Origin of the sequence: Boseongicola aestuarii, assembly GCF_900184815.1 — a bacterium.
In the GTDB taxonomy this organism is placed as follows: domain Bacteria; phylum Pseudomonadota; class Alphaproteobacteria; order Rhodobacterales; family Rhodobacteraceae; genus Boseongicola; species Boseongicola aestuarii.
Genome location: NZ_FXXQ01000023.1, coordinates 1 through 21302, shown reverse-complemented (window position 1 = coordinate 21302; position 21302 = coordinate 1). Strand labels below are relative to the sequence as shown.

General features: G+C 53.0%; 16 protein-coding genes. 9 read left to right on the top strand and 7 right to left on the bottom strand.

The genetic code is table 11. From position 1 onward, the window contains the following. Positions 1-568: 568 nt before the first annotated feature. From BOA8489_RS18895 to BOA8489_RS18870, 6 genes are all read right to left on the bottom strand, one after another. A complete protein-coding gene (locus BOA8489_RS18895; RefSeq protein WP_093975873.1) occupies positions 569-868 on the bottom strand; it encodes a hypothetical protein in 300 nt (99 codons plus the stop codon). A 353-nt stretch (positions 869-1221) separates the two neighbouring features. Beyond that, entirely contained in the window at positions 1222-3453 is a 2232-nt protein-coding gene (locus BOA8489_RS18890; RefSeq protein ID WP_093975872.1) for a SulP family inorganic anion transporter, read from the bottom strand. A 125-nt stretch (positions 3454-3578) separates the two neighbouring features. Beyond that, entirely contained in the window at positions 3579-4157 is a 579-nt protein-coding gene (locus BOA8489_RS18885) for an MASE1 domain-containing protein (protein ID WP_093975871.1), read from the bottom strand. Positions 4158-4333: 176 nt separating this feature from the next. Next, positions 4334-4543, bottom strand: a complete 210-nt coding sequence (locus BOA8489_RS18880; RefSeq protein WP_093975870.1) for a hypothetical protein — start codon at positions 4541-4543, stop codon at positions 4334-4336. 21 nt (positions 4544-4564) lie between these two features. Beyond that, complete coding sequence (locus tag BOA8489_RS18875; protein ID WP_093975869.1) at positions 4565-5596, bottom strand: glutamine synthetase beta-grasp domain-containing protein; 1032 nt, start codon at positions 5594-5596, stop codon at positions 4565-4567. Positions 5597-5682: 86 nt separating this feature from the next. After that, positions 5683-5907 (bottom strand): hypothetical protein, encoded by a 225-nt coding sequence (locus tag BOA8489_RS18870; protein WP_093975868.1) that lies wholly within the window; start codon positions 5905-5907, stop codon positions 5683-5685. Positions 5908-6040: 133 nt separating this feature from the next. On the opposite strand from BOA8489_RS18870, the gene BOA8489_RS18865 reads away from it, so the two are divergent. The 9 genes from BOA8489_RS18865 (at position 6041) to BOA8489_RS18825 (ending at position 20208) form a co-directional block, all read left to right on the top strand. Then, entirely contained in the window at positions 6041-8032 is a 1992-nt protein-coding gene (locus tag BOA8489_RS18865) for a mechanosensitive ion channel family protein (protein WP_093975867.1), read from the top strand. Next, complete coding sequence (locus tag BOA8489_RS18860) at positions 8025-9761, top strand: hypothetical protein (RefSeq protein WP_093975866.1); 1737 nt, start codon at positions 8025-8027, stop codon at positions 9759-9761. The genes BOA8489_RS18865 and BOA8489_RS18860 overlap by 8 nt, the downstream gene beginning before the upstream one ends. An 8-nt stretch (positions 9762-9769) precedes the next feature. Continuing rightward, on the top strand, positions 9770-11254 hold the full coding sequence (locus BOA8489_RS18855) for a response regulator (RefSeq protein ID WP_176440372.1): 1485 nt from the start codon (positions 9770-9772) through the stop codon (positions 11252-11254). 48 nt (positions 11255-11302) lie between these two features. Continuing rightward, positions 11303-11668, top strand: coding sequence for a response regulator (locus BOA8489_RS18850; protein WP_093975864.1), 366 nt, complete (start codon positions 11303-11305; stop codon positions 11666-11668). Between the two features lie 40 nt (positions 11669-11708). Then, positions 11709-12962, top strand: coding sequence for an ammonium transporter (locus BOA8489_RS18845; protein ID WP_093975863.1), 1254 nt, complete (start codon positions 11709-11711; stop codon positions 12960-12962). Between the two features lie 76 nt (positions 12963-13038). Further along, positions 13039-14286, top strand: a complete 1248-nt coding sequence (locus BOA8489_RS18840; RefSeq protein ID WP_176440371.1) for an ammonium transporter — start codon at positions 13039-13041, stop codon at positions 14284-14286. Beyond that, positions 14283-15224 carry a type IV pili methyl-accepting chemotaxis transducer N-terminal domain-containing protein gene (locus BOA8489_RS18835; protein ID WP_093975861.1) on the top strand — a complete coding sequence of 314 codons (942 nt, stop codon included), beginning with the start codon at positions 14283-14285 and terminating at the stop codon, positions 15222-15224. Before BOA8489_RS18840 ends, BOA8489_RS18835 begins: the two co-directional genes overlap by 4 nt. A 13-nt stretch (positions 15225-15237) precedes the next feature. Continuing rightward, positions 15238-19155, top strand: coding sequence for a response regulator (locus BOA8489_RS18830; protein WP_176440370.1), 3918 nt, complete (start codon positions 15238-15240; stop codon positions 19153-19155). Between the two features lie 27 nt (positions 19156-19182). Further along, positions 19183-20208 (top strand): pentapeptide repeat-containing protein, encoded by a 1026-nt coding sequence (locus tag BOA8489_RS18825; RefSeq protein WP_093975859.1) that lies wholly within the window; start codon positions 19183-19185, stop codon positions 20206-20208. A 38-nt stretch (positions 20209-20246) separates the two neighbouring features. On the opposite strand, the gene BOA8489_RS18820 is transcribed toward BOA8489_RS18825, so the two are convergent. Continuing rightward, positions 20247-20876 (bottom strand): hypothetical protein, encoded by a 630-nt coding sequence (locus BOA8489_RS18820; RefSeq protein WP_093975858.1) that lies wholly within the window; start codon positions 20874-20876, stop codon positions 20247-20249. Between the last annotated feature and the right edge of the window lie 426 nt (positions 20877-21302).

The following is a 21302-nucleotide window of genomic DNA, read 5'->3' as shown; positions in this document are numbered from 1 at the left end:
CCGGAGCGGCTGAATCCCAAATGCTCTCATTTTCATGTTTGACTTCTCCGGCCATCGTCCGAATCCTCACATTAGGTGCGACGTCAGGCTACACGACATTCCACGTTGCGCAAAAACTCTGCGAGGCTGGCACTGAGGATAAAGACGTGTCGTCCGCGCAAGGTTCAGAACCTCACGATGGATTGTTACAAACAGTTGGCGACCTTGTCCGCATGACGTCCGTTCACCGAGTTAGCGAGCGCCGAAGCGCAGCGAACGGGAGCTTTGTCCCGCATTGCTGAAGTTGGCACCCATCACAGCGAAAGACCGCACTGAGCCCTGAGCGGAAGTGTCAATTACTTGCTGCGCGCGCTCGCAGCATGAAAATTCCTGCACCGACGCAAAAATTTTATTCGCACCGCGGCGGCAATTGCAGCCATTCATGTAGAGCGCAGCGATATTTGTTTTCCAAATTCACAGGTGCGTACAAAACCTGCCATTCATCTCGATCGGGCGAAGGTCTGGTTTCTCACATCAATTGACAGAAACGTGGTACACAATCGATCAGGCCTGGGTGGCAAGGATAGACTCAGAGCGCCCCGATGAAAGCGCCAACCGCTTCTTCGGGCGTTGCCCAAGAGGTGACCAGGCGAGTTATTGATCTCTTGTCATCAACTGGTTCCCAAACATAGAAATCGAAACTTCGCTTCAACGCTTCAATTTGTGTGTTTTCAAGGATCGGGAAGAGCCGGTTTGTTTCAGTTTCCGCCGAAAACTCAATGCCCTTTCTTCGCAACCCTTCCGAAAGTCGTAAAGCCATTGCATTCGCGTGCTTGGAAAGTTCGAAATAAAGGCCGTCACGAAACAGTTCTCTAAACTGCAAACCCAAAATGCGCCCTTTCGCAAGCAGAGTACCGCGCTGCTTAATAAGGAACTCAAAATCCTTTCTTAGCTCTGCGTTGGGAATAACAACGGCCTCACCCAGAAGCGCGCCAACTTTGGTGCCACCGATCTTTCATCTTCGCTCCAAAGGAGCTTCGATGAACCAGAAATCCCCCGTTGTTCCAACCCCTAAATCTATACTGAATGCGATGACGTTACGCATTATCGCCGCTCGTTTTCCGCGAGATGAACCACGCTGCAAGCCGGAAATCAATGGCGCCTAGGAGCCTAAACACAGCAAAATAATTGCTTATCCACGAGTCGGTCAAATTAGGCAGAGTAAAATTCCCGACTGCTATATTATTCTTCGAGGCGAAGGACCAAAGCAAGCGTTCGCAAGTTGCTTGCCAACCGATCTGAAACGTAATTGAGCGCGTACGTCTGGAACGTCAGGGCCAGTTCCGGATCTTCGGACTTCATGCGTTCGAATGCGACATCTGTCAAAACATGCGCGGTTCCTTTGCTGTCCGCTATGCCTACCGCAAGCGTCCCCACGTTTCCTTGCCTAAAAAAGCTGGCGACGCCGACCATCGAACCAGGGCCCGCGCTTCTTATTCTATGCTTTTCGCCATCCAATTCATCGAGATAGATGGAAACGGTCCCTTGCTCGATGAAGTGCAGCAAACGCTGCTTAATGCCGGGTTGTGAAACTACGTCGCCCTGAGAGAATTCAGTCGTTTCCAAGTAACTTCGGAACTTTTGAACAACAGCCTTGGCCTTAAAAACCTCAATCAACCTATCATCAATCGGCAAAGCTTTTGGGCTTGGATCAACGCCAGCCGTTCTGAGAAGGAAATCTTCGCACCACTCCAGGGCGCTGTCTGCATCCTTAAAGATTGGCTCGATAACAGCGTCGCCATCAAGGAACTCTTCTTCATGCAATTGTTGATCGATTTCTGCGGGGACGTGAGCCAAGGCGAGTTGCGTTCCGACTTCCAGCGCCTTCTTCTTGATCTTGACCAGACCGTGAACAGCAGAAGTATCCAGACCAGACACTAGCTGAAAATCAAGGATTACAAACTCAGGCGGGCCAGCTTCTCTTGTCAGGGCTCCTACCACTTCCTCGTACAGTTTGATTGAGGATGCAAAGAAGATGAAACCATGGAGTTTGAGATATAGAATCTTCTGCCCCTCGGAGGACAAGGCCTTTCGGTGGTCATCCGGGCGATCGACGTTGCTCGAGAAATCACTTCCATCCATCACCAAGCGAACAACATTTAGCTTGCTGTAGCTGACTACGAACAACACAGCAGCTGCGGCCACGCCGGTCGCTACACCCTCCAGAAACCCGATAAACTCGACGACAAAGAGGATCGCAAATATTATCGCAACGTCACCGCGCCCGAGATTAGACCAGCTTTTGACCACCCAATCATAAAGGAAGCCCAGTCCGATGAACATTACCAAGCCGCCAAGCACAAATTTTGGGAAGACAGACAGAGCACCAGCTCCGACTGTCATCGTAAGAAGGCAGAACACTGCGACGACGACCCCGACGAGCCGACTGTCTCCACGCATCCGACGCCCAAGAGTAGAGAGGCTGACGTAATGATATCCGACGAGGCTTCCGCCGGGCGCAGCAAGAAGGTTTGCAATACCGGCTAGGCGCATCTCGCGATGGACATCTATGTCACGGTTAAAGGCTGACTCGAGCGCTGTGAGGTTCAGAAGTACCGAGATGAGCGCGATCGAAAGAATAGTGGCCAACCCGGTGAACTCTGTCACAAACAATGTCCAATCGGCTGCAAGGAAGGTGGAAAGAGGTACTGGCTGCCACAACGCGCCCTCCCCAAATGGTTGCAACAACCACCCCTCGGCAATGGCTTCCTGGCTTGAAGCACCGCTCAGGAACAAAGTGATATGGAAGAGTGCCACCGCGCTTAAGATGAGCCCGGGCATGATGAAAACATTGGAGTATTTGAGGGAAACGAAGAGTGTAATGAGAGCGAATACGGCTCCGGGCAGCCACAGATACATCACTTCGCCGAGCGCACTGAGTTGGATGAAATCAAACGTTTGATCTGCCATAACGCTGAAGGAGCCCTTGAAAAGCAGCCACCCCGTTGCCGCTAGAAAACCAGCGATCACTGGATATGGAATCAGCTGAACAAATGCCGCAAGCCGCCACCGGCCGACGAGGTAGAAGATCACGCCTGAAAGAGCAGTTGACACCACCATTATTACGACTGCCTGGGCAAACAGCATTTCAGGAGTGAGCGCGCTCCCGGGAAGTTGTGAGAGAGTCGCAATCATGACAGCGATGATTGCCGTCGGGTTGTCTTGCGGCAAAGCCACGACGCCGCGAAGCTCGCTGAAGAGCCCAATGACAAGCGCAATTACAACACCACCAAACAGAAGTTGCCCTGTCGCTCGTGGCACGTAAGCGGAGAGCTCACCGGTGAATATTACGGCCGAATATGAAAACATGAAGGTGACGGTCAGAACACCTGCAACCAAACCGGCAGTGATACTTGGGACAACAACGGCGCCACGCAAGTTTTCCTTCAACTCCTGTTTCCAGCCTGTCTTCATAAATCCTACTTCCTACTCAGCTTTATCGTCGACCTATTACAGGGGTGCCGTTTCTCTGGCTTGTGGCTTGCAATCGAAATAGCGCATCATTCTTTTCGTGAAGCCAAGTGAATGGCGTTACGTCACTACTCAACTTTGTTGTTTTCATGCCCCCATAGCATGCAATAAATCAGGACGAACGAGCTGAACAAAAAGATCCCGACTGAATCTCCCAGAACCCACCGAGCCCAATTTTTCGCGAAATCTGATATGGGTACAATTCCAGCGAAATAGAGTGATGCGACACCAATTGCGGGGCTAATGGCCGCTCTGATTACTGCTCCGAAGGTGCCCAGCTTTAGGGCGTTGTAAAAGATCGAGAGATACCCCCATGGACCGAGACTACGCAGGGCTAAGGTGGCAATCATCGCACCCAGGGCACTCCTGACTCCGATTCCAACGGCGGCTTGGATGCTTGATCCAAAGTACAGGTTGGAGACCAAAGATGCCAAAGCGACGCTTGGCCAAAGCCGCATTTCTATGAAGACCAATGCAACAAGAGCAGAACCGGCAGGCAACCAGATGACCGCAACACCGTCATAGTTCGCCGTCAGTGTCAGGCTGAGTATGCCCAGAGCCAAACTGATAAAGAAGTACAAACCGAAAATACCAAGAAATTTTGGGCCTATGGGTAGCCCTTTCTTCTGAGTTTCGTAAGTGGGCAAATGCCGTTCCCTCTTTCTCTATTTTTCAAGTGGGCGTTCCTAGCCTCGGAGCCAAAAAGCCGAGTCAGCTGCATCCTGCGGGTCGTTGAAATTTCTGCTTCAGGAGGACTGCCGAAAATCGAAGTCCAGCTACTTGGTTTCAGCTGATAACTCCTAGTCAGCTAATCCGGCCGAACTCAGCAGAACTCCAGCTTCGATTCCAGAATGAGGTTCCCCTCTGCGTCTAAAATGTGGAACTGACCGTCTATGCTCCACCCGAGCTTTTCAGTGAGAGTCTTCATTTCGCCCCCGGTTAAGTGTGCCGCATCGGTGACAGGTGCACGTTCGGAAACGTGCACCTCCTTACCGTCCACAAACATAGTTTTCTGTATCTCGATCCTCGCCATCCTACATTCCACTCCTTCTAGCTAGACGGCTTTTAGCGCTTCTTCGTGCGCCACTTTAACCGTACGCATGATACGGTCGACGATCAGATATGGGTCTCCATCGGAAGCCGGGCGCCGATCTTCAAGATACCCTTTCCAGTCATGTGTCGTGGTATAGAGTGGAATTCGGATAGATGCGCCTCGGTTCGATGCGCCAAAGCTGAACTGATCGATAGAGGCCGTCTCATGAGACCCAGTCAGCCTTCGTTCGTTTCCGGCACCATAAACATCGATGTGATCTTGGTGGAACGGGCGGAAGCCCTCACAGAGCGCTTCAATATAGTCTTGTCCGCCAACATCGCGCAGGTAGTCATAAGAAAAGTTTGAGTGCATGCCAGAGCCGTTCCAATCCCCAGAGATCGGTTTCGGATCGAGGGTCGCAATGAGATCGTACCTCTCGGTGATGAGTTGAAGGAGGAATCTTGCTACAATCAGGTCGTCGGCCGCGCGAAGGGCGCCCTTGCCAAAACACTGAAATTCCCACTGACCCAGCATGACCTCGGCATTGATCCCGGTAACACCCAGGTCGGCGGCAAGGCAAGCGTCCCAGTGCTCGTCAACCAATTCCCTCGCTTCGACGCGGTGCGCTCCGACGGCGCAATAATAGGGGCCCTGGGGCTCAGGAAAACCGCCGTCCGGAAAGCCGACAGGACGGCCATTTGAGGTCATCAGAATGTATTCCTGCTCAAATCCAAACCAGAATTCGGCTTCGGAGTCCCGATCTATAAGATTTCGCGTGTTGGTCTCGTGGGGGCGTCCATCCCGATGAAAAACCTCGCACAAAACGAGATAGGCGTTTTGTCTGAAGGGGTTTGGATAGACACGAACCGGCTGCAGGATGCAGTCGGAATCATGGCCCTCGGCCTGCTGAGTGGAACTGCCATCGAAGCCCCATTTCGGGGTGTCTTCGACAGACCCGTTATACGAGCTATCCGGATGGATTTGTGCCTTTGTCCGGATATTTGCGATCTCGTAGCCGTCCAGCCAGATGTAGTCGAGCCGAGCGTTTCCCATGATTTTCTCCTTCTTCTTGTTGTGCGTTTGTGCGCAGGGCCATCCGGACAGTGGCGCATCATGTCCAGCCCTCAGGCCACGGTTCCCTAGTTTGGGGGATGCATCGGTCCGCGGATCATCCGCATCGCGACTGCCATCGCATGACGGCGGATGTGCTTATGCTCGTCGATGCCGCTCAGCGACACATCAAGCCACTCTTCGACGGCCTTCTCCGTGACCGGCATCTTTTGAGCGGCCAGGCCAAGCACCGCTTCGATTGCTGCGGTGTAGCCGGCCTTGGTTTCGGCCTCGTCGTCCCAGTTGAAAACCAAACCCTTCTCCCTTACTGTGTTGTGTTCAGTCGACCTGCCCGCTCTCTTCGAAAGCCTTCGGCAGTTTGACACTCCTCACGAAACCGTTACATACATACATTCAATAATCAATAAGTTTGAGGGGGGGGTAAAAATGGAAGTTTTACAGCAGGTTATACCAGCCTTGGGCTTGTTCGGCCTTCTGGCATGCACGGCCCTCTTGTTGGTGCGCATCGCGACTGTCTATGTGTCCGGGCGGGTTCACCGCATCCGGGCATCGGCAGAACTCATTGGCCTTCTGGTGGTCCTCGATTTCACGATCGGTCCCGGGCTTCGCGTCCTCGGAGCAGACTCTCTTGTCGCGCCTATGGTGAGAGCCGTTCTTGCTGCGACGGCCATCGGTTTTGCCTTTCTGTTGAACAGTGTAGTTCGCGTCGTCCTTTGGGATGGACTGCTCTCGGATCATGGCGAGCGGAAGGTCCCGGTCATTGTCACGGGAAGCGTTGGGGTTGCCATCTACCTTGCAGCCATCTTGCTGGTGATGCACTTCGTCTACGATGAGCCAATCGGAGGTTTGCTGGCCACATCGGGCGTAGCGGCTCTGGTGCTGGGCTTTGCCGCGCAATCGACACTGAAGGAGGTCTTTTCCGGCGTTGCTCTCAACGCCACCCAGGCCTTGCGTATCGGTGACTATGTCGAGATCGACGGAGTGTATGGTCAAGTTCATGAGATCAACTGGCGTTCGATTTCGGTCAAAAACCCGCATACCAACTCTCTCTACATCTTTCCCAACAGTGGCGTCGCTGACCGAACCATTCTGAACTTCAGCGAACCTACCAGTCGGTTTCGGTACTTCCTGACTTTCATTTTGGAACTGTCATCTCCTCCGGAACTGACCATCCGCGCGATCGCAAAGGAGCTTGAAAATTCGAGGTTCGTACGCCGCGATCCGAAACCCGACTTCAATATGCTCGGATATACGAGCGAGGGGATTGAAGTGAGGGTTCGGTGGCATTTCGATGATGACGATCATTGGTGGGATGCCCAGAATGAGATGGTGATGGCCATCTGGAGTGCGATGAGGAAGCATCGGCTGCGCATCGCGATCAACCGCACTTGGCTGGGAACTGGCGACGAATGGGAGAAACTCGACCAGACTGGCGCCGCGGATTTCGGGAAGGACAAGGTCGCCGAACAGCTTGCGAAATCGGGACTCTTTGCGGAGTGCCCGGAGGCAGATCTGTCCCAGTTGGCCGATGCCGCCAAGATTCTGTCGCTCAATCCACCGGCTTGCTTCTATGAGCCGGGCGCGCCGTCAGATGGGCTCTATTTCGTCCTTAGCGGGAATGTCGCGCTTTATCAGCCAATAGACGAAAAAGAGTTGCACGAAATCAAAGTCGAAAACTGTCAGGAAGGCCAGATATTTGGCTTGAAAAGTTTCGTGGAGTCGGCACCAAGAAACTACCTCGCGCAGGCTGAACAATATTCAGTGGTTGCTCATATTCCTGACGAGGCCGTCCGAAAGTTGATATCCGATCATCCCGAAATCCACGGCAAACTCCAGGATGATCTTGCTGCTCGCGTTCAGCAACGCGAAAAAGATGCAAAAGTCGCCCACAAAGAGCTGCTGGCAGCTCTGCATGCTGAAGAACGCCGCAAACTTTCCGAAGAGCTACGACAGAACGTGGGAGAATTGCTGGAACGTCCGGCATTGCATCACTTCATGAGCCTTCTGTCATCCAAGGTTCGCCACGAAGATGTATTGAAGTCGACAATGGCAGGTGCTGCCATCATCGCGGCTTGCCGAGGCGACGTGGATGAGGATGAGGAACTATTTCTTCGGCGCGCTATGGCGGAGGCGGACTTGCTCAGACACGTGAATATTGACCATGGACTCGAATTGTTCCGCGAATTTGCAGCCCGTGATGATGTTCTGGCGCGGGATGGTCGAGTTTTCGGCATGCTCGACCGGGCGAGCGAGATGAAGGGCGGATCACAAATCGCCCACTCGATTGCCGTCGTAATGACGGGCGTTCACGGAACGCCGACCCAGGAGGAATGCGAAGCACTTGCGGACATCTCGAAACGACTCGAACTGGAGGCGCCAAAATGGGCACTAAACATCGAGGGAGAGCAGAATGGGTGACGGAGTGGCAAAATCAGGGTTTGTCTTCACCATTGGCCTTACGGGGCACCGTGACATTCATCCTGAAGCCGTTGCTGACATACGCGCGGCGCTAAAAAATGAGCTCGAGGCTATGCGGGAGCGGTTTGAAGCCCTTCCGGTTGAACTTGTCACTGGATTGGCTCAGGGCGCCGATACGCTCGCCACCGAGGTTGCGCTTGAGATCGGATTGCCCGTGCGCGCGGTTCTGCCGATGCCCCGCGCGCTCTACGAGGCTGACTTTGAGGGCGAAGCCCATTCCAACCTAATCAGACTTTTGGATGACGAACGCATCAAAGTGCAGGAGTTACCACTCCCTCACGGGACCGGGGAGGACGACTGCAAAGAGGGCGCGGCTCGTGATGCCCTCTACGCGCGGCTCATGGATTACCTTGTCAGGCGTTCGAATGTCCTAGTTGCTCTTTGGGATGGCGAGGTGACGGGTCTGACTGGCGGATCGTCCGACGTTGTCGTTCGCTACCTCTCTGGTTCAGAGCCGCAGGCACGGCAGGCCCGCAAACTCGAAGCGGTTGTCGACGCCGGGTTGGCAGATGATCGGTCAGACCTCGCGATCTGGATCGAAGTCCCCAGGCAGACGGATGAGCTTGAACAGGGGGACGTGCAGACAAGCTATCTGGTACAGGCGGGTGCTACGGGCCTTATCTGCCGCCTGCCGGATATCCCTGATTTCGTAGTGGAGCGTTGGCGCGAGTTTGACCAGTATGCCCTCGAGCGGGACACAGAAATCGGCACCGATCTGACTGCCTATCCGATCTCTGCGCCCGATGATGTCAAGATATCAGAGGTCGCCTCGTCGATCGACGTGGATTTCGTACGTGCAGATCAACTTGCCCTCGCAAATCAACGTCAATCGGATCGTCTCTTTAAGCTCTTTGGGCTCATGGCAGCCCTGATGGGGCTGACATTTCTGCTCTATGCGAAGATTGCCGCACTGAAACTGTTTCTCATCGCTTATGTGGCTCTCTTCGCAGGAGGTTTCTTAATTTTTGCCATCGGTTCAAGGCGCGGGTGGTTTGGACGTCACCTCGCTTTCCGCGCGCTGGCCGAGGCACTCCGCATCCGCTTCTTCCTTGTCTTGTCCGGAGGTGGTGCAACAGGCCAGACGCGGCGCCTCTTGCGACTGACCGGTATCGAGCGTTTCAAGGGCTTTGGATGGATTGGCGATGCAATCCGATGCACAGAACCATTGACCTACGAAAGCACAGTGCACGCAAAAGAAAGAGTTGCGGCGGTTTCGGAAAGGTGGGTCAAGGATCAAGCGGCCTACTTCTCGCGAAAGCATCACCAGTTGCATGGTGAGCACGAGCGTCTTGAAACAGTAAAGAAGTATCTGTTTCTCGCAGCGTTTCTCGGTGCCGTCTCGCTGCTCTTCTTCAAGAAGTCACTTTACGGTTTCCATATCGGCGACCTCGATGGCAAGACCCTCGTGGTCTTCCTCATGGGCCTCTTGCCGCTTTGGCTTGCCGTTTGGGAAATCTACCAAACGAAAATGGCAATACGTGAGTTGCTTTGGCAGTACGCAAACCAGGGAGAGTTGTTCGAGCTCGCTGAACGACGTCTCGAGGCGATTTCTGATCCTATTCACGCACAAGATGTGATTTCGGATTTGGCGGAACGTTCTCTCATGGATGTGGTCCAGTGGAGCGCGCACCGCTACCACCGTGAACACGAACCGCCGTCGGCCGGATGACTGAGGAAGTGGCACATATCAGCGATTTCAAAGCGCAGCTTTCAAAGTTGCGCCACGATCTTCGCACGCCCGTTGGCCATATCATCGGCTATGCCGAAATGATCGAGGAAGATCTGCCGCCTGATCTCCTGAAGACATTTTCGGGAGACCTGCAAGCAATCCAGAATGCAGGTCACAAAATGCTTGCCCTAATAGAAGATTTCCTGGGCGCTTCGACGGTCTCACCTGAAGAGGTCAATGTTGGGGACGCTCAGTTTCAGTTTCGAATGCAACTCAACCACATAAACGGTTATTCGGAAATGATCTTCGAGGAGGCGACAGACCTCGACGAAGCTGAGTTCATATCTGACCTGGAAAATATCGCCGAAGCGGGGCGAGCCGCGCTAAGTCTCGTAGATGCCATCCCGCAACGTTTGCTCGAGAAAAACACCGACAAAAAAACCGCCCCGAAGAAAGAAGGCAAACGCTCTCCGCAACAAAACATTTCGATAATCAACAGTCAAATCGGTCATGGGGGCGAACTTTTGCTGGTAGACGACGACCCGTCAAACCGCGAGCTGTTAAGACGGCGGGTCAAACGCATGGGATACTCGGCGCGGACGGTGTCCAGCGGAGAGGAGGCCCTTGCCATCCTCGAAACCGATCGATTTGATCTTGTCCTGCTTGATTACATGATGCCCGGCCTGTCTGGCCTTGAGACCCTGCAACGAATGAAGGCGTCTTCTCGCCTGCGCACGATCCCGGTGATTATGCTATCTGCGTCTGACGACATTGAAATGATGGTCGACTGTATCCTTCAGGGTGCCGAAGACTACATTTTTAAGCCGTTCAATCCGATCTTGCTTCAAGCGCGGATCAGTGCATGTCTTGAAAAGGTTCGTCTGCGTCAGAACATTTCAAAGCAATTCCGGATCTTTATCTCTTCACCCGGCGACGTCATTCCCGAACGACGCGTCGCCAAATCTGTTATCGGGCGTCTCAACGAGGAGTTTTTTGGACGTGCCTATCTGATCCCAATCCTATGGGAAGAGGAGCCCATGCTGGCTTCTGAAACCTTCCAGGCTCAGATCCACCCACCGCATGAGACGGAAATCTACGTTGGTATTCTTTGGTCTCGCATCGGCTCGCCTCTGCCCGACACGATCCTGAGACCCGACGGAACCCGATATGAGTCTGGTACGGCATTCGAATTCGAGGACGCCCTAAGCGGTTTCAAGCAGCAAGGCTCTCCGGAGATGCTACTCTACCGAAAACAGGGGGCACCGACGTTATCTCTCGAGGATCGTGATGTGGTTCTCGACAGGCTCGACCAGATCGACAAGCTCAGCCAGTATCTCGATCGCTGGCTGATTGGCGAAGACGGCTCCTATATCGGAGCCTTTCATATGTTTGAAACCGAGGAACAGCTCGACACGATGCTCGAGATGCATCTGCGAAAACTCGTTGAGGCTCGGCTAGCAGAAGATTCGTCGGCGCGAACAGACGCCGCCTGAGGCGTCGTTCCGATACCCCGGTGAAGAAGAAAAGGAAGGGAAGAAAAGATGGTAAAAATTCTTCTGGTTGAAGACAATGAGATGAATCGAGACATGCTGTCTCGCAGGCTCAAGAAGAAGGGCTACGACGTCGTGATGGCGTTTGACGGCCAGCGCGGTGTCGAGATGGCCTCAGAGGAGAGCCCCGACATAATATTGCTGGATATGAGCCTTCCGGTCATGGATGGCTGGGACGCAGCGCGGCACCTCAAAGCTAGCGACGAAACAAAAAGCATCCCAGTTATCGCGCTGACCGCACATGCAATGGCTGGAGATCGTCACAAGGCCCTGGGTGCCGGCTGCGACGACTACGATACCAAGCCGGTCGACATAAAGCGACTTCTTGAAAAAATAGAAGGGTGGCTGAACGTGTGACAAGGCAAGGCTCTCATATGAGCAAGCTCTGGCGGTTCGCATGATGACGAACGTCGATCTGCTCTGGGTCATTTTTGCCAGTGCCCTGGTCTTCCTGATGCAGGGTGGTTTTTTGTGCCTTGAAAGCGGAATGACCCGCTCAAAAAACAGCATCAACGTCGCGATCAAGAACCTCGCGGACTTCTGTCTGTCTACGCTGGTGTTCTGGGCGCTTGGCTTCGGGCTTATGTTCGGGCTGAGTTATCAGGGGTGGATTGGATCGGATCTTTTCTCCCTAAATTTTGCGAAGACGTCCCCGTCCCTCGCTGTCTTTTTTCTGTTCCAGGTGATGTTTTGTGGGGCCGCGGTCACGATCCTTTCGGGAATTGTTGCGGAGCGAATGAAATTTGGGGCCTATCTCTTTGTTGCGGTGATCGTGTCAGGGCTCCTCTATCCCGTTGCGGGACACTGGAGTTGGGCCGGCCTTGACGGCACAGGTGGATCGGGCTGGCTTGCTGAGTTGGGGTTTGTGGATTTTGCGGGATCGACGGTGGTTCACAGCGTTGGCGGATGGGCGGGCCTCGCGCTCGTCTTGATTGTCGGCCCCCGCTTGGGGCGCTTTGATGACGGCGAAGGCGCCAACACGATAAAGCCGTCGAACATGCCCACCGCCACACTTGGTGCTCTTCTTCTCTTCATCGGCTGGCTTGGCTTCAATGGTGGAAGCACATTGGTGCTGGACGACACCGTGCCGTCTATCCTTATCAACACGATCGTCGGGGGATGCGTCGGCGCAATTTCGGCCGGAGGTCTGCGTTACGCCGTCAACCAGCGGCTCGACGTCGATCAGTTCATCAATGGTGCATTGGGCGGGCTTGTGGCGGTTACCGCGAATTGTTTCGCCGTCTCGACAGGGTCCGCAGCTCTGATCGGCCTCGTCGGTGGCATGATTGTCGTCTTCTTCAGCCAGATCCTCGAGACCCTGAAGATCGACGATGCGGTCGGAGCAATTCCAGTGCACCTGGGGGCCGGGATTTGGGGCACCCTGGCGACGGGGCTGTACGGGGACCTCGAAACCCTTGGCACAGGGCTGAGCCGCCTCGAGCAGGTCGCTGTTCAAGGTCTGGGCGTTCTTGTCTACGGCATCTGGACCTTCGGCGTGGCAATTCTTTTATTCTCCGCCGGCAACGCTGCTTTCCGGTTTAGGGTGACTGAAGAGGAAGAAATCGCCGGGCTCAACATCTCAGAACATGGGATGCAGCACGAAAGCGAGATGCAGACAGCAGAACGACTTTCATCGGATAGCGCTGGATGAAACATTTTCACGCTCGATGTGTTCCGAATACAAAACTGCTGCATCGAAACCGCTTTTCTCGGCGGAGGATCAGTTGATGGAGCAAATCGATCTTCTTTGGGTGGTCATAGCCAGTGCCTTATTGTTCTTGATGCAAGCGGGCTTTCTTTGCCTCGAAACGGGAATGACCCGCTCGAAGAACAACATCAACGTCGCGATAAAGAACTTCTGTGACTTCTGTGTATCGGCTCTGGCGTTTTGGCTTCTGGGCTTCGGGCTGATGTATGGTCTGAGTTATCAGGGGTGGATCGGATTAGATTTGTTCGCACTCGATTTCGCCAAGGCCACACCATATCTTGCGGCGTTTTTCCTTTTTCAGGTGATGTTATGTGTGACCTCGGTCACGATCCTGTCTGGAATTGTCGCGGAGCGGATGACGTTCGGGGCCTATCTCTTCGTCGCGGTGATCGTGTCAGGGCTAATCTATCCTATAGCTGGGCACTGGAGTTGGGCCAAACGTTCGTTAGGGGAGAAAGGCTGGCTTGCTGAGTTGGGGTTTGTGGATTTTGCGGGATCGACGGTGGTTCACAGCGTTGGGGGTTGGGCGGGCCTCGCGCTCGTCTTGATTGTGGGCCCGCGCTTGGGGCGCTTTTATCACGGCTCTGGCGCCCACACTATCACCCCTTCGAACATGCCCACCGCCACACTTGGGGCTCTTCTTCTCTTCATCGGCTGGCTTGGCTTCAATGGTGGAAGCACATTGGTGCTGGACGACACCGTGCCGTCTATTCTGATCAACACGGTTGTTGGGGGATGTGTCGGCGCAATTTCGGCCGGAGGTCTGCGTTACGCGGTCAATCAGCGGCTCGACGTGGATCAGTTCATCAACGGTGCACTGGGCGGACTTGTTGCGGTGACCGCGAATTGTTTCGCCGTCTCGACAGGGTCCGCCGCCCTGATTGGCCTGGTTGGTGGCATGATCGTCGTCTTCTTCAGCCAGATCCTCGAAACCCTGAAGATCGACGATGCGGTCGGAGCAATACCTGTGCACTTGGGGGCCGGGATATGGGGCACTCTGGCAACCGGTCTCTACGGGGATCTCGAAACCCTTGGCACAGGGCTGAGCCGTCTTGAACAGATCGGTGTCCAGGGTCTGGGCGTGCTTGTCTACGGTATCTGGACTTTCGGTATGGCCTTTCTCGTATTCTACACCGGCAACGCGGTTTTCCGATTCAGGGTAACCGAAGAGGAAGAGATCGCAGGGCTCAATATCGCTGAGCTTGGTATTCATCAGGAGAGCGAGCTGCAAGCTTCAATATCAACGCCCGTTGGAACACGGCCATGAACAAGAACTCTGCCAACAAAACGGGAAATGGTGGAATGGAGTCTTCCCAGAAGCTCTTCAAACGCCGGGCGATGCTCATGGGCGGGGGCATCTTTGCCTCGATGCTTTTTGTAAATCCGACGGATCTCCTCGCGCAAGCAGAGCATTCTGATGGGCCCCACAGAATCAACTTGTCAGGCCGCCAGCGGATGCTGATCCAGCGAGCCGGAAAGTTTGTCTGCCTTGCCTATCAGAACCCCGATCCAGCCCCACTTCTTGCGGCTGCTGCAGAGACACTGGCGCTTCATCAGACAGCCGAATCTGGGCTGAAGGACGGAGACGAAGAGCTCGGACTTGAGCAGGAAACCAATGCCTCGGTTTTGAGTGCGCTGACAAGAGCGAACAATGCCTTTGCCCCGTATGGTCAGACCATCCGTGATGCAATCGAGCGCCGACGCGTCGAGCAAGAGCATCTTCAGGCGATTTCGGACCTCAACGTTCCTGCCCTTACCGAAATGGATGCCGCGGTCAACCTGATCGAGATGGTCTACAAAAGCGCAGAGCTATCCGAGCAGATGGCAATGCTCATCAATATCTCGGGTCGACAGCGCATGTTCACTCAAAGATTGATTTTGCTGTCGTGCCTGACGCGGAGTTCCGCGATATCAGGTGACGCTCGCCAGGAACTTTTCAGAATCATGAACAGATTCAGCCTATCGCTGAATATTCTGAACCGGGTAACCCCCGGAGCGCTGCAAGGTGCAAAATCACAGCCGATCATTGAACGTCTCAACTCAGTTCAAGTTGACTGGGCGGCGCTAAGGGAGCGTATCTCAACGGCCCCACGGATCACAGAAGACGGGTCCGTAGAACAAATCCTGCATCTCAACGAAAGAGCAGAAGAACTTCTCACGAGGATGAACGAAATCGTCCTGCTTTATGAAGAGGCCGCCGAATGAAAGGAACCCAGATATGACGACTGAAAGGCAATCACCACGACTGGGGTTGACGATCGGCACCAAGCTGGCGGCGATCAGCATAGTTATCTCCATGGCTGCCGTCTGTATCGCTGCTGTATTGGCTGGGTACTCGTCAAATGAAGCGCTGAAGCGCGCGGCGTTCGAAAGACTAACAGCCGTTCGTGAGCTCAAGGCACAACAAATCGAGGGCTATTTCTCCCAAGTCGAGAATGAGCTTAACTTTATTGCGGAAAGCGCATCTCTGAAAGAGCACCTCCAACAACTTCGACGGGGCGTCGTTTATCTAAAGACGTCCGATGAACTCATTACATCGCTATCTCAAGAGAACCTAACGAAATACTACTTTGAGGATTTTCTAAAACGATATGAGATGGAATCCGGTTCCACTGCAGATGATACTCTGATTGACAAACTGCTACCGCAGGACCCATTGGCGATCTTTCTGCAGAACCAGTACATCGTCGATCCACGACTTGTGAATGAGGCGCAATTTGAAACATATTTTGGGTCTGCTTTTTCAAAATTGGATCAGCCACTAAGCGAATTCCAGAACCGCTTCGGTTTTTACGACGTCTTTCTGATTGAACCTGATGACGGCCGCATCGTGTACTCCGTTGAACGTGAAATCGATTTTGGCACGAGCCTATTCGACGGCCCGCATTCAAACACGAATCTCGCACGAGCAGTAACGGCAGCAATGGCTGCCAGACCTGGTCAAGTCATCTTCGCCGATTTCGATCCGTATGTCCCCTCATTCGATGCACCGGCGGCTTTCGCCGCTCTGCCCGTTTACGATGGACCAATACCGATTGGGGTGCTTGCCGTACAACTTCCTCTCAGCGGGATCAACGCGATCATGACTTCCAACGAGGCATGGAGCGACGTTGGTTTGGGTGAATCTGGCGAAGCATATCTTGTTGGCCGTGACAAGCTCTTGCGCAATCAGTCAAGATTCCTGATCGAAGATCGCGAAGAGTATCTGAAGTTGATCGGAGAGGTTGGCCTTTCGAGCTCGATCATAGACCAGATTGAACGCACCAACAGTTCGGTCGGTCTGCAAGAGGTCGACACTATTGGAACGCGGGCAGCTCTCGCAGGAAGCACCGGAACAGAAATCTTTCCCGACTACAGAAATGTCGAGGTCTTGTCCTCTTATCGTCCGCTTGAGTTGTCGGGACTAGAGTGGGTCATTATGAGCGAGATCGATCGCGAAGAAGCCCTGCGCGATGCGGACCAACTGATTGACCGACTGATCTTGGTTGCCTCTATAGTTCTGGCCATCGCAATCTATGCTTCCTATCTATTTTCAATTTCGCTTACCCGTCCACTTAGATTGCTATCTGGCAGCGCCGCGAGATTAACTGCTGGTGAATTAAACGAGCCTATTAAGGTGCAGACAAGCGACGAGATCGGCGAGCTAGCGCAGAATTTCGAAGCGTTACGCCTATCGATCATTCAGTCTCTTGAGGAAGTTGAAAACCAAAAGTCGATGTTGGAAACAACCGTGGCAGCACGGACGACCGAACTGAACGAAGCATCGGCTCAGCTTCAGCTTGCGTTGTCGAAGATGTCGAACGGCATCTACATGCTCGATGCCGACATGAACTATGTCCTGGCAAATGAGCGCTACACCGAAATGCTGGCTCTGCCTACACGGCTGGTTGAACCAGGACAGCCAGAAGAGGAGGTCATTCGCTGGCACGCTGAAAACGGTGACTACGGGCTCGGAGATACTGAACAGCTAATTCGTACACGGTTGGAAGCTCTCAACGAAGGTCACTCGTCGAACGTTGTCCTAAATACGACGACTGGCCGGACGATTGAAATCAGAACGACGCCAATCAGCGGCGGAGGACTGGTCGGGGTCGTCACGGATATCACCACAATTAAGCGCAATGAGGCCGAGCTCCTCACGCAGAATGAAAACCTGAAGAAAATTCAAAGCGATCTCGCGTTCAGTGAGCAAAGAATATCGAAGATTATTGAAGCCAGCCCCGTTGGTATCGTTTCGATCGATAGAAAAGGTATGATTGAGACATTCAGTTCCTCTGCTGAGGAAATATTTGGTTACTATGCGTCAGACGTTATTGGAAAGAACATCAAGATCCTGATGGAAACACACGTCGCCGTTGAGCACGACCTTTATCTTGAACGCCGTATTCATGGTGCGTCGTCAACGGTCGTTGGTCAAAGTCGGATCGTTAACGCCGTTCGAAAAGATGGATCGGTTTTTAAGCTGGAGGCGCGGGTTGAGGAAGTTCAAGTCGGAGAAGAAATCTTCTATATCGGGCTGGTCGAAGACATAACTGAACGCCTTGAACTGGAACGGCAAGCCGAAGAAGCGCGCGAGCAGGCCGAACGTGCGAATGAAGCGAAGAGCGCGTTCCTTGCAAATATGAGCCATGAACTTCGCACTCCCATGAATGCGATCATTGGATATTCAGAGATGTTGGCGGAGGATGCTGAAGATGGCGGGCTTGAAGATATGCTCGGTGATCTGAACAAGATTACCAACGCTGGTAAGCATCTTCTGTCCCTGATTAACGACGTGCTCGACCTTTCCAAGATCGAGGCTGGAAAAATGGATCTCTTCCTTGAAGACTTCGCCGTCAAGGACATTGCCAAAGACGTTGCCAGTACAGCACTTAGCCTTATCGAAAAGAATGCCAACGAGCTCGTTCTGGATATAGATCAGGAACTAGACACCATGCACGGCGATGTAACGAAAGTTCGCCAGATCTTCTTCAATCTGATCTCCAACGCGGCGAAGTTTACAAAGGAAGGAAAGATTACCCTTTCCGCAAACGCTGCTTCCATATCGAATAAGCCTGCCATTCGCTTCGCCGTTACCGACACGGGCATTGGCATCCCTGAAGACAAGCTTGGTCATATCTTCTCGGAGTTCTCTCAGGCCGATGAGTCAACCACGCGCGACTATGGCGGGACGGGGCTCGGGCTCGCTCTCGTGAAGAGGTTCTGCGAAATGATGGGGGGCAGTATTCGAGTCGAAAGCACTATCGGCGAGGGTTCCAGTTTCATCATTACACTTCCCATACGAGTCGAAAAGCAGCATCAGGGTCTTGAAGAGGAGGCGCGAATTAGTGAGTCAAAATCGGGTCAATCACCACCCGACTTGGATGCCGAAACCGGTTCTTCTGAGCCCGCTGAGGATTTCTCCGCGCGAAACACGGTTCTTGTCATTGATGATGAGGCCTCTGCCCGAGAACTTCTAAAGAAGCGTCTGGAAACTGAAGGTTGTTCGGTACTATTGGCCAAGAACGGGGCCGAGGGCCTGGCACTGGCGGCAAAACATATGCCTGCCCTCATAACATTAGATGTGATGATGCCCGGGATGGACGGCTGGACCGTCCTCCGCCGACTTAAAGCTGACAACAACCTGAAAGATATTCCGGTCGTCATGATTTCGATGGTTGGAGACAAGGCCATGAGCTATTCGCTTGGCGCCGTTGAGTCCCTTCAAAAACCTGTTGATCGAGACAAGCTGTCCAGTCTTGTTAAAAAGTATGCATCTAGCGGACAAAAGATGGCACTTGTAGTTGAAGACGACCCGGCTGCTCGTGAAACCATGGCGCGCACGCTTCAAGGCGACGGCTGGGAAGTCGACGAAGCCGAGAACGGCAAAATTGCGCTTGAGAAAACGGAACAACAAGAATTCTCACTGATCCTTCTTGATCTCATGATGCCGGTCATGGACGGTTTTGAGTTTCTCGAAAGGCTCAGGTCAAGCGAATACCCCTCAGCCAATTGCCCAATAATTATTGTGACCGCGATGGAGCTGAACACTGAAGACCGCAAACGTCTGCAGACAAGTGTCAGCGATGTCATCCAAAAGTCAGGCGGAGATGTGGAAGGCGTTTTGGGAGAAATACTGTCGCTGGTTCATCGATAGAGCGTGAGGAATTTTGATTTGAAAGAAATGGCCGGCAAACAAGCTCCGGGACTTGATCAGGCTTTACGGGCACTTAAAGGCGAAGTGACGGACTGGGATCTTTTCCTCTCAAATTACCACGATATTTCTGCCGTCTTCGCGGGAGCTGACCTTTCCGAGGCGGACCTAGCGGAACGCAACCTTTCAGGACTTGATCTCACCGGCACAGACCTTTTCGAAGCCAGGCTGTCATCTGCAAACTTAAAGCACGCAAAGATGGATCGCGCGGAACTGTCAGGTGCGGATCTTTCGAATGCCGGACTATACAAGGCGACACTGAGCACTGCCACACTGACGGCTGCAAACCTGCAGAACGCCGACCTAACGGAGGCTGATCTCTCTGGCGCAGATCTGCGTGGAGCAAACCTTGCCGGAGCGGATCTCACTGGCGCGGACCTCCGTGATGCAAACCTAACAAACGCCGACCTTCGTGATGCCTGCCTGGAAAACGCAAATATCTCGCGCGCGTCGTTCTGCACCGCTCGGGTTGAAGGAGCCAATGTGACCGGCGTCGTCTACGGCAACTTAAAAGACATGAGTGGGCGCTACCTTGGAGTTCGCGGCATAGACTCAGTTTACGGAAACGCGCTTTTTGTACGAGACGCTAGGGATCAAGACTATATAGACACCCTGGACGCTTCTATTTCGAATATGCCAAGCGGATTTGCTAAGTCCGTTGAGCTCGCGTTGTTCAAGGCGTGGGGGCTTTTTGATCACGGCCGTAGCCTACTAAAAGTGGGATTTTACGCACTATTTCTCGCATCGTTGTACGGGATCATTTTTTCGTTTGATATGTGGCTGGGGTGGGGGATGATGGATTATTCCAACTCCGCTCAAAGCTGGTTTACACCTTTCTACGTCTCGCTGGTTACATACACGACGCTGGGATACGGCGACGTAACAGCGGAGAACGTTTACGGGGAAATTCTCGTCATTAGCGAAGTTGTCTTGGGATATTTTACTCTTGGCCTTCTTCTCTCGATCATCGCGAATACAATTGCCAGAAGAAGCTAACGTTTTTTTTGAAAGCGTGGCGGACTTTGGTATCTATCTTAGTGCGATCTAGTGTCCCTTCTTTTCGTCCATTGCTGTATAATTCTTTCTGGAATTTCGATTTCCGAGGATGCATCGCGCTGACCTGGCGCTCGCAATATGTATTCGAAGTGAACCTCGCCGTCCGCATCTGGTGTCCAAAGTGTGGGCATGTTTATTTCAATTGATAATTTCTCTGTCGCCGGATCACCCTGCTGGCCCTCAAAGAAGCTTTCTCGTATCAACTCAAACATTGAAAATTTATCTAGGTCTGACTTGTCAAACACAAGAATAAGTATATCGCAAAGGGAGATTATATCTGATTCTGAAAGTTGCTGATCAACAACAGTTGTTGCCGGCTGATTTTCCAATACTCTATATATCTTGCTTCTTATTTTGGCGTCGGTCTCATCGAGATTTGAGGCTATTTGAAGTGGGCCAATTTCAAGATTCAGACCCTCTTCAATGGCTGAAATACAGGCTAATTCGTTAGCCTTGTCTTCATAGGCGCTAACTAGAGAAATATTCTTCTGTCCGAGTATCAAGCTGAGCTTTTTGAACTGTTCCCGAAATATTGCTTCGATTAAAGCTTCAAGCTGTTCTGGAATCTCAGGTTGGGATAGGGCGCCGATCCGTAGGATGTTTCTCATATATTCTTGAGGCTCCTAATGTCCTTGAGTTGTGGATTTTGAATTCGGTGTGCTTAGTAAAGGAATTCGATCTCAATCTGTGGTTGCTGGGGTGCTAGGGGTAGAACTACCGTCAGGTCATCATTGTTACTCAGCACTGATTGGTAAAGATGCCTACCACGAATCCAGACAGAATGCGACGAGATTTGGCTGTGCTCTTGCTGCCGAAATCGGTGTCTTGGCATGGCCCGCAGGTTTTCGCTACAACCGCTGTCTGTCCGACGCAGGCACGAGAGATGGTTCGCTGGCAGTCCCTTTCCCTCCGCCACACAGTCCTGTCTCGACAGTTGATTTCCACCGGCGCCAGAATAGTCCCGCATTTCCGGGGACTAGCAGGCGGTGGTGCATCCAGAGACTGACAGTGAGACCCGATTGCAGGCCCTTTCG

What these genes read in the sequence shown, in the direction of transcription:
- BOA8489_RS18890 (WP_093975872.1), bottom strand. Translation starts at nt 3,453, where the DNA reads ATGAAGACAGGCTGGAAACAGGAGTTGAAGGAAAACTTGCGTGGCGCC.
- BOA8489_RS18880 (WP_093975870.1), bottom strand. Translation starts at nt 4,543, where the DNA reads ATGGCGAGGATCGAGATACAGAAAACTATGTTTGTGGACGGTAAGGAG.
- BOA8489_RS18875 (WP_093975869.1), bottom strand. Translation starts at nt 5,596, where the DNA reads ATGGGAAACGCTCGGCTCGACTACATCTGGCTGGACGGCTACGAGATC.
- BOA8489_RS18865 (WP_093975867.1), top strand. Translation starts at nt 6,041, where the DNA reads ATGGAAGTTTTACAGCAGGTTATACCAGCCTTGGGCTTGTTCGGCCTT.
- BOA8489_RS18860 (WP_093975866.1), top strand. Translation starts at nt 8,025, where the DNA reads ATGGGTGACGGAGTGGCAAAATCAGGGTTTGTCTTCACCATTGGCCTT.
- BOA8489_RS18850 (WP_093975864.1), top strand. Translation starts at nt 11,303, where the DNA reads ATGGTAAAAATTCTTCTGGTTGAAGACAATGAGATGAATCGAGACATG.
- BOA8489_RS18845 (WP_093975863.1), top strand. Translation starts at nt 11,709, where the DNA reads ATGATGACGAACGTCGATCTGCTCTGGGTCATTTTTGCCAGTGCCCTG.
- BOA8489_RS18840 (WP_176440371.1), top strand. Translation starts at nt 13,039, where the DNA reads ATGGAGCAAATCGATCTTCTTTGGGTGGTCATAGCCAGTGCCTTATTG.
- BOA8489_RS18835 (WP_093975861.1), top strand. Translation starts at nt 14,283, where the DNA reads ATGAACAAGAACTCTGCCAACAAAACGGGAAATGGTGGAATGGAGTCT.
- BOA8489_RS18830 (WP_176440370.1), top strand. Translation starts at nt 15,238, where the DNA reads ATGACGACTGAAAGGCAATCACCACGACTGGGGTTGACGATCGGCACC.
- BOA8489_RS18825 (WP_093975859.1), top strand. Translation starts at nt 19,183, where the DNA reads ATGGCCGGCAAACAAGCTCCGGGACTTGATCAGGCTTTACGGGCACTT.
- BOA8489_RS18820 (WP_093975858.1), bottom strand. Translation starts at nt 20,876, where the DNA reads ATGAGAAACATCCTACGGATCGGCGCCCTATCCCAACCTGAGATTCCA.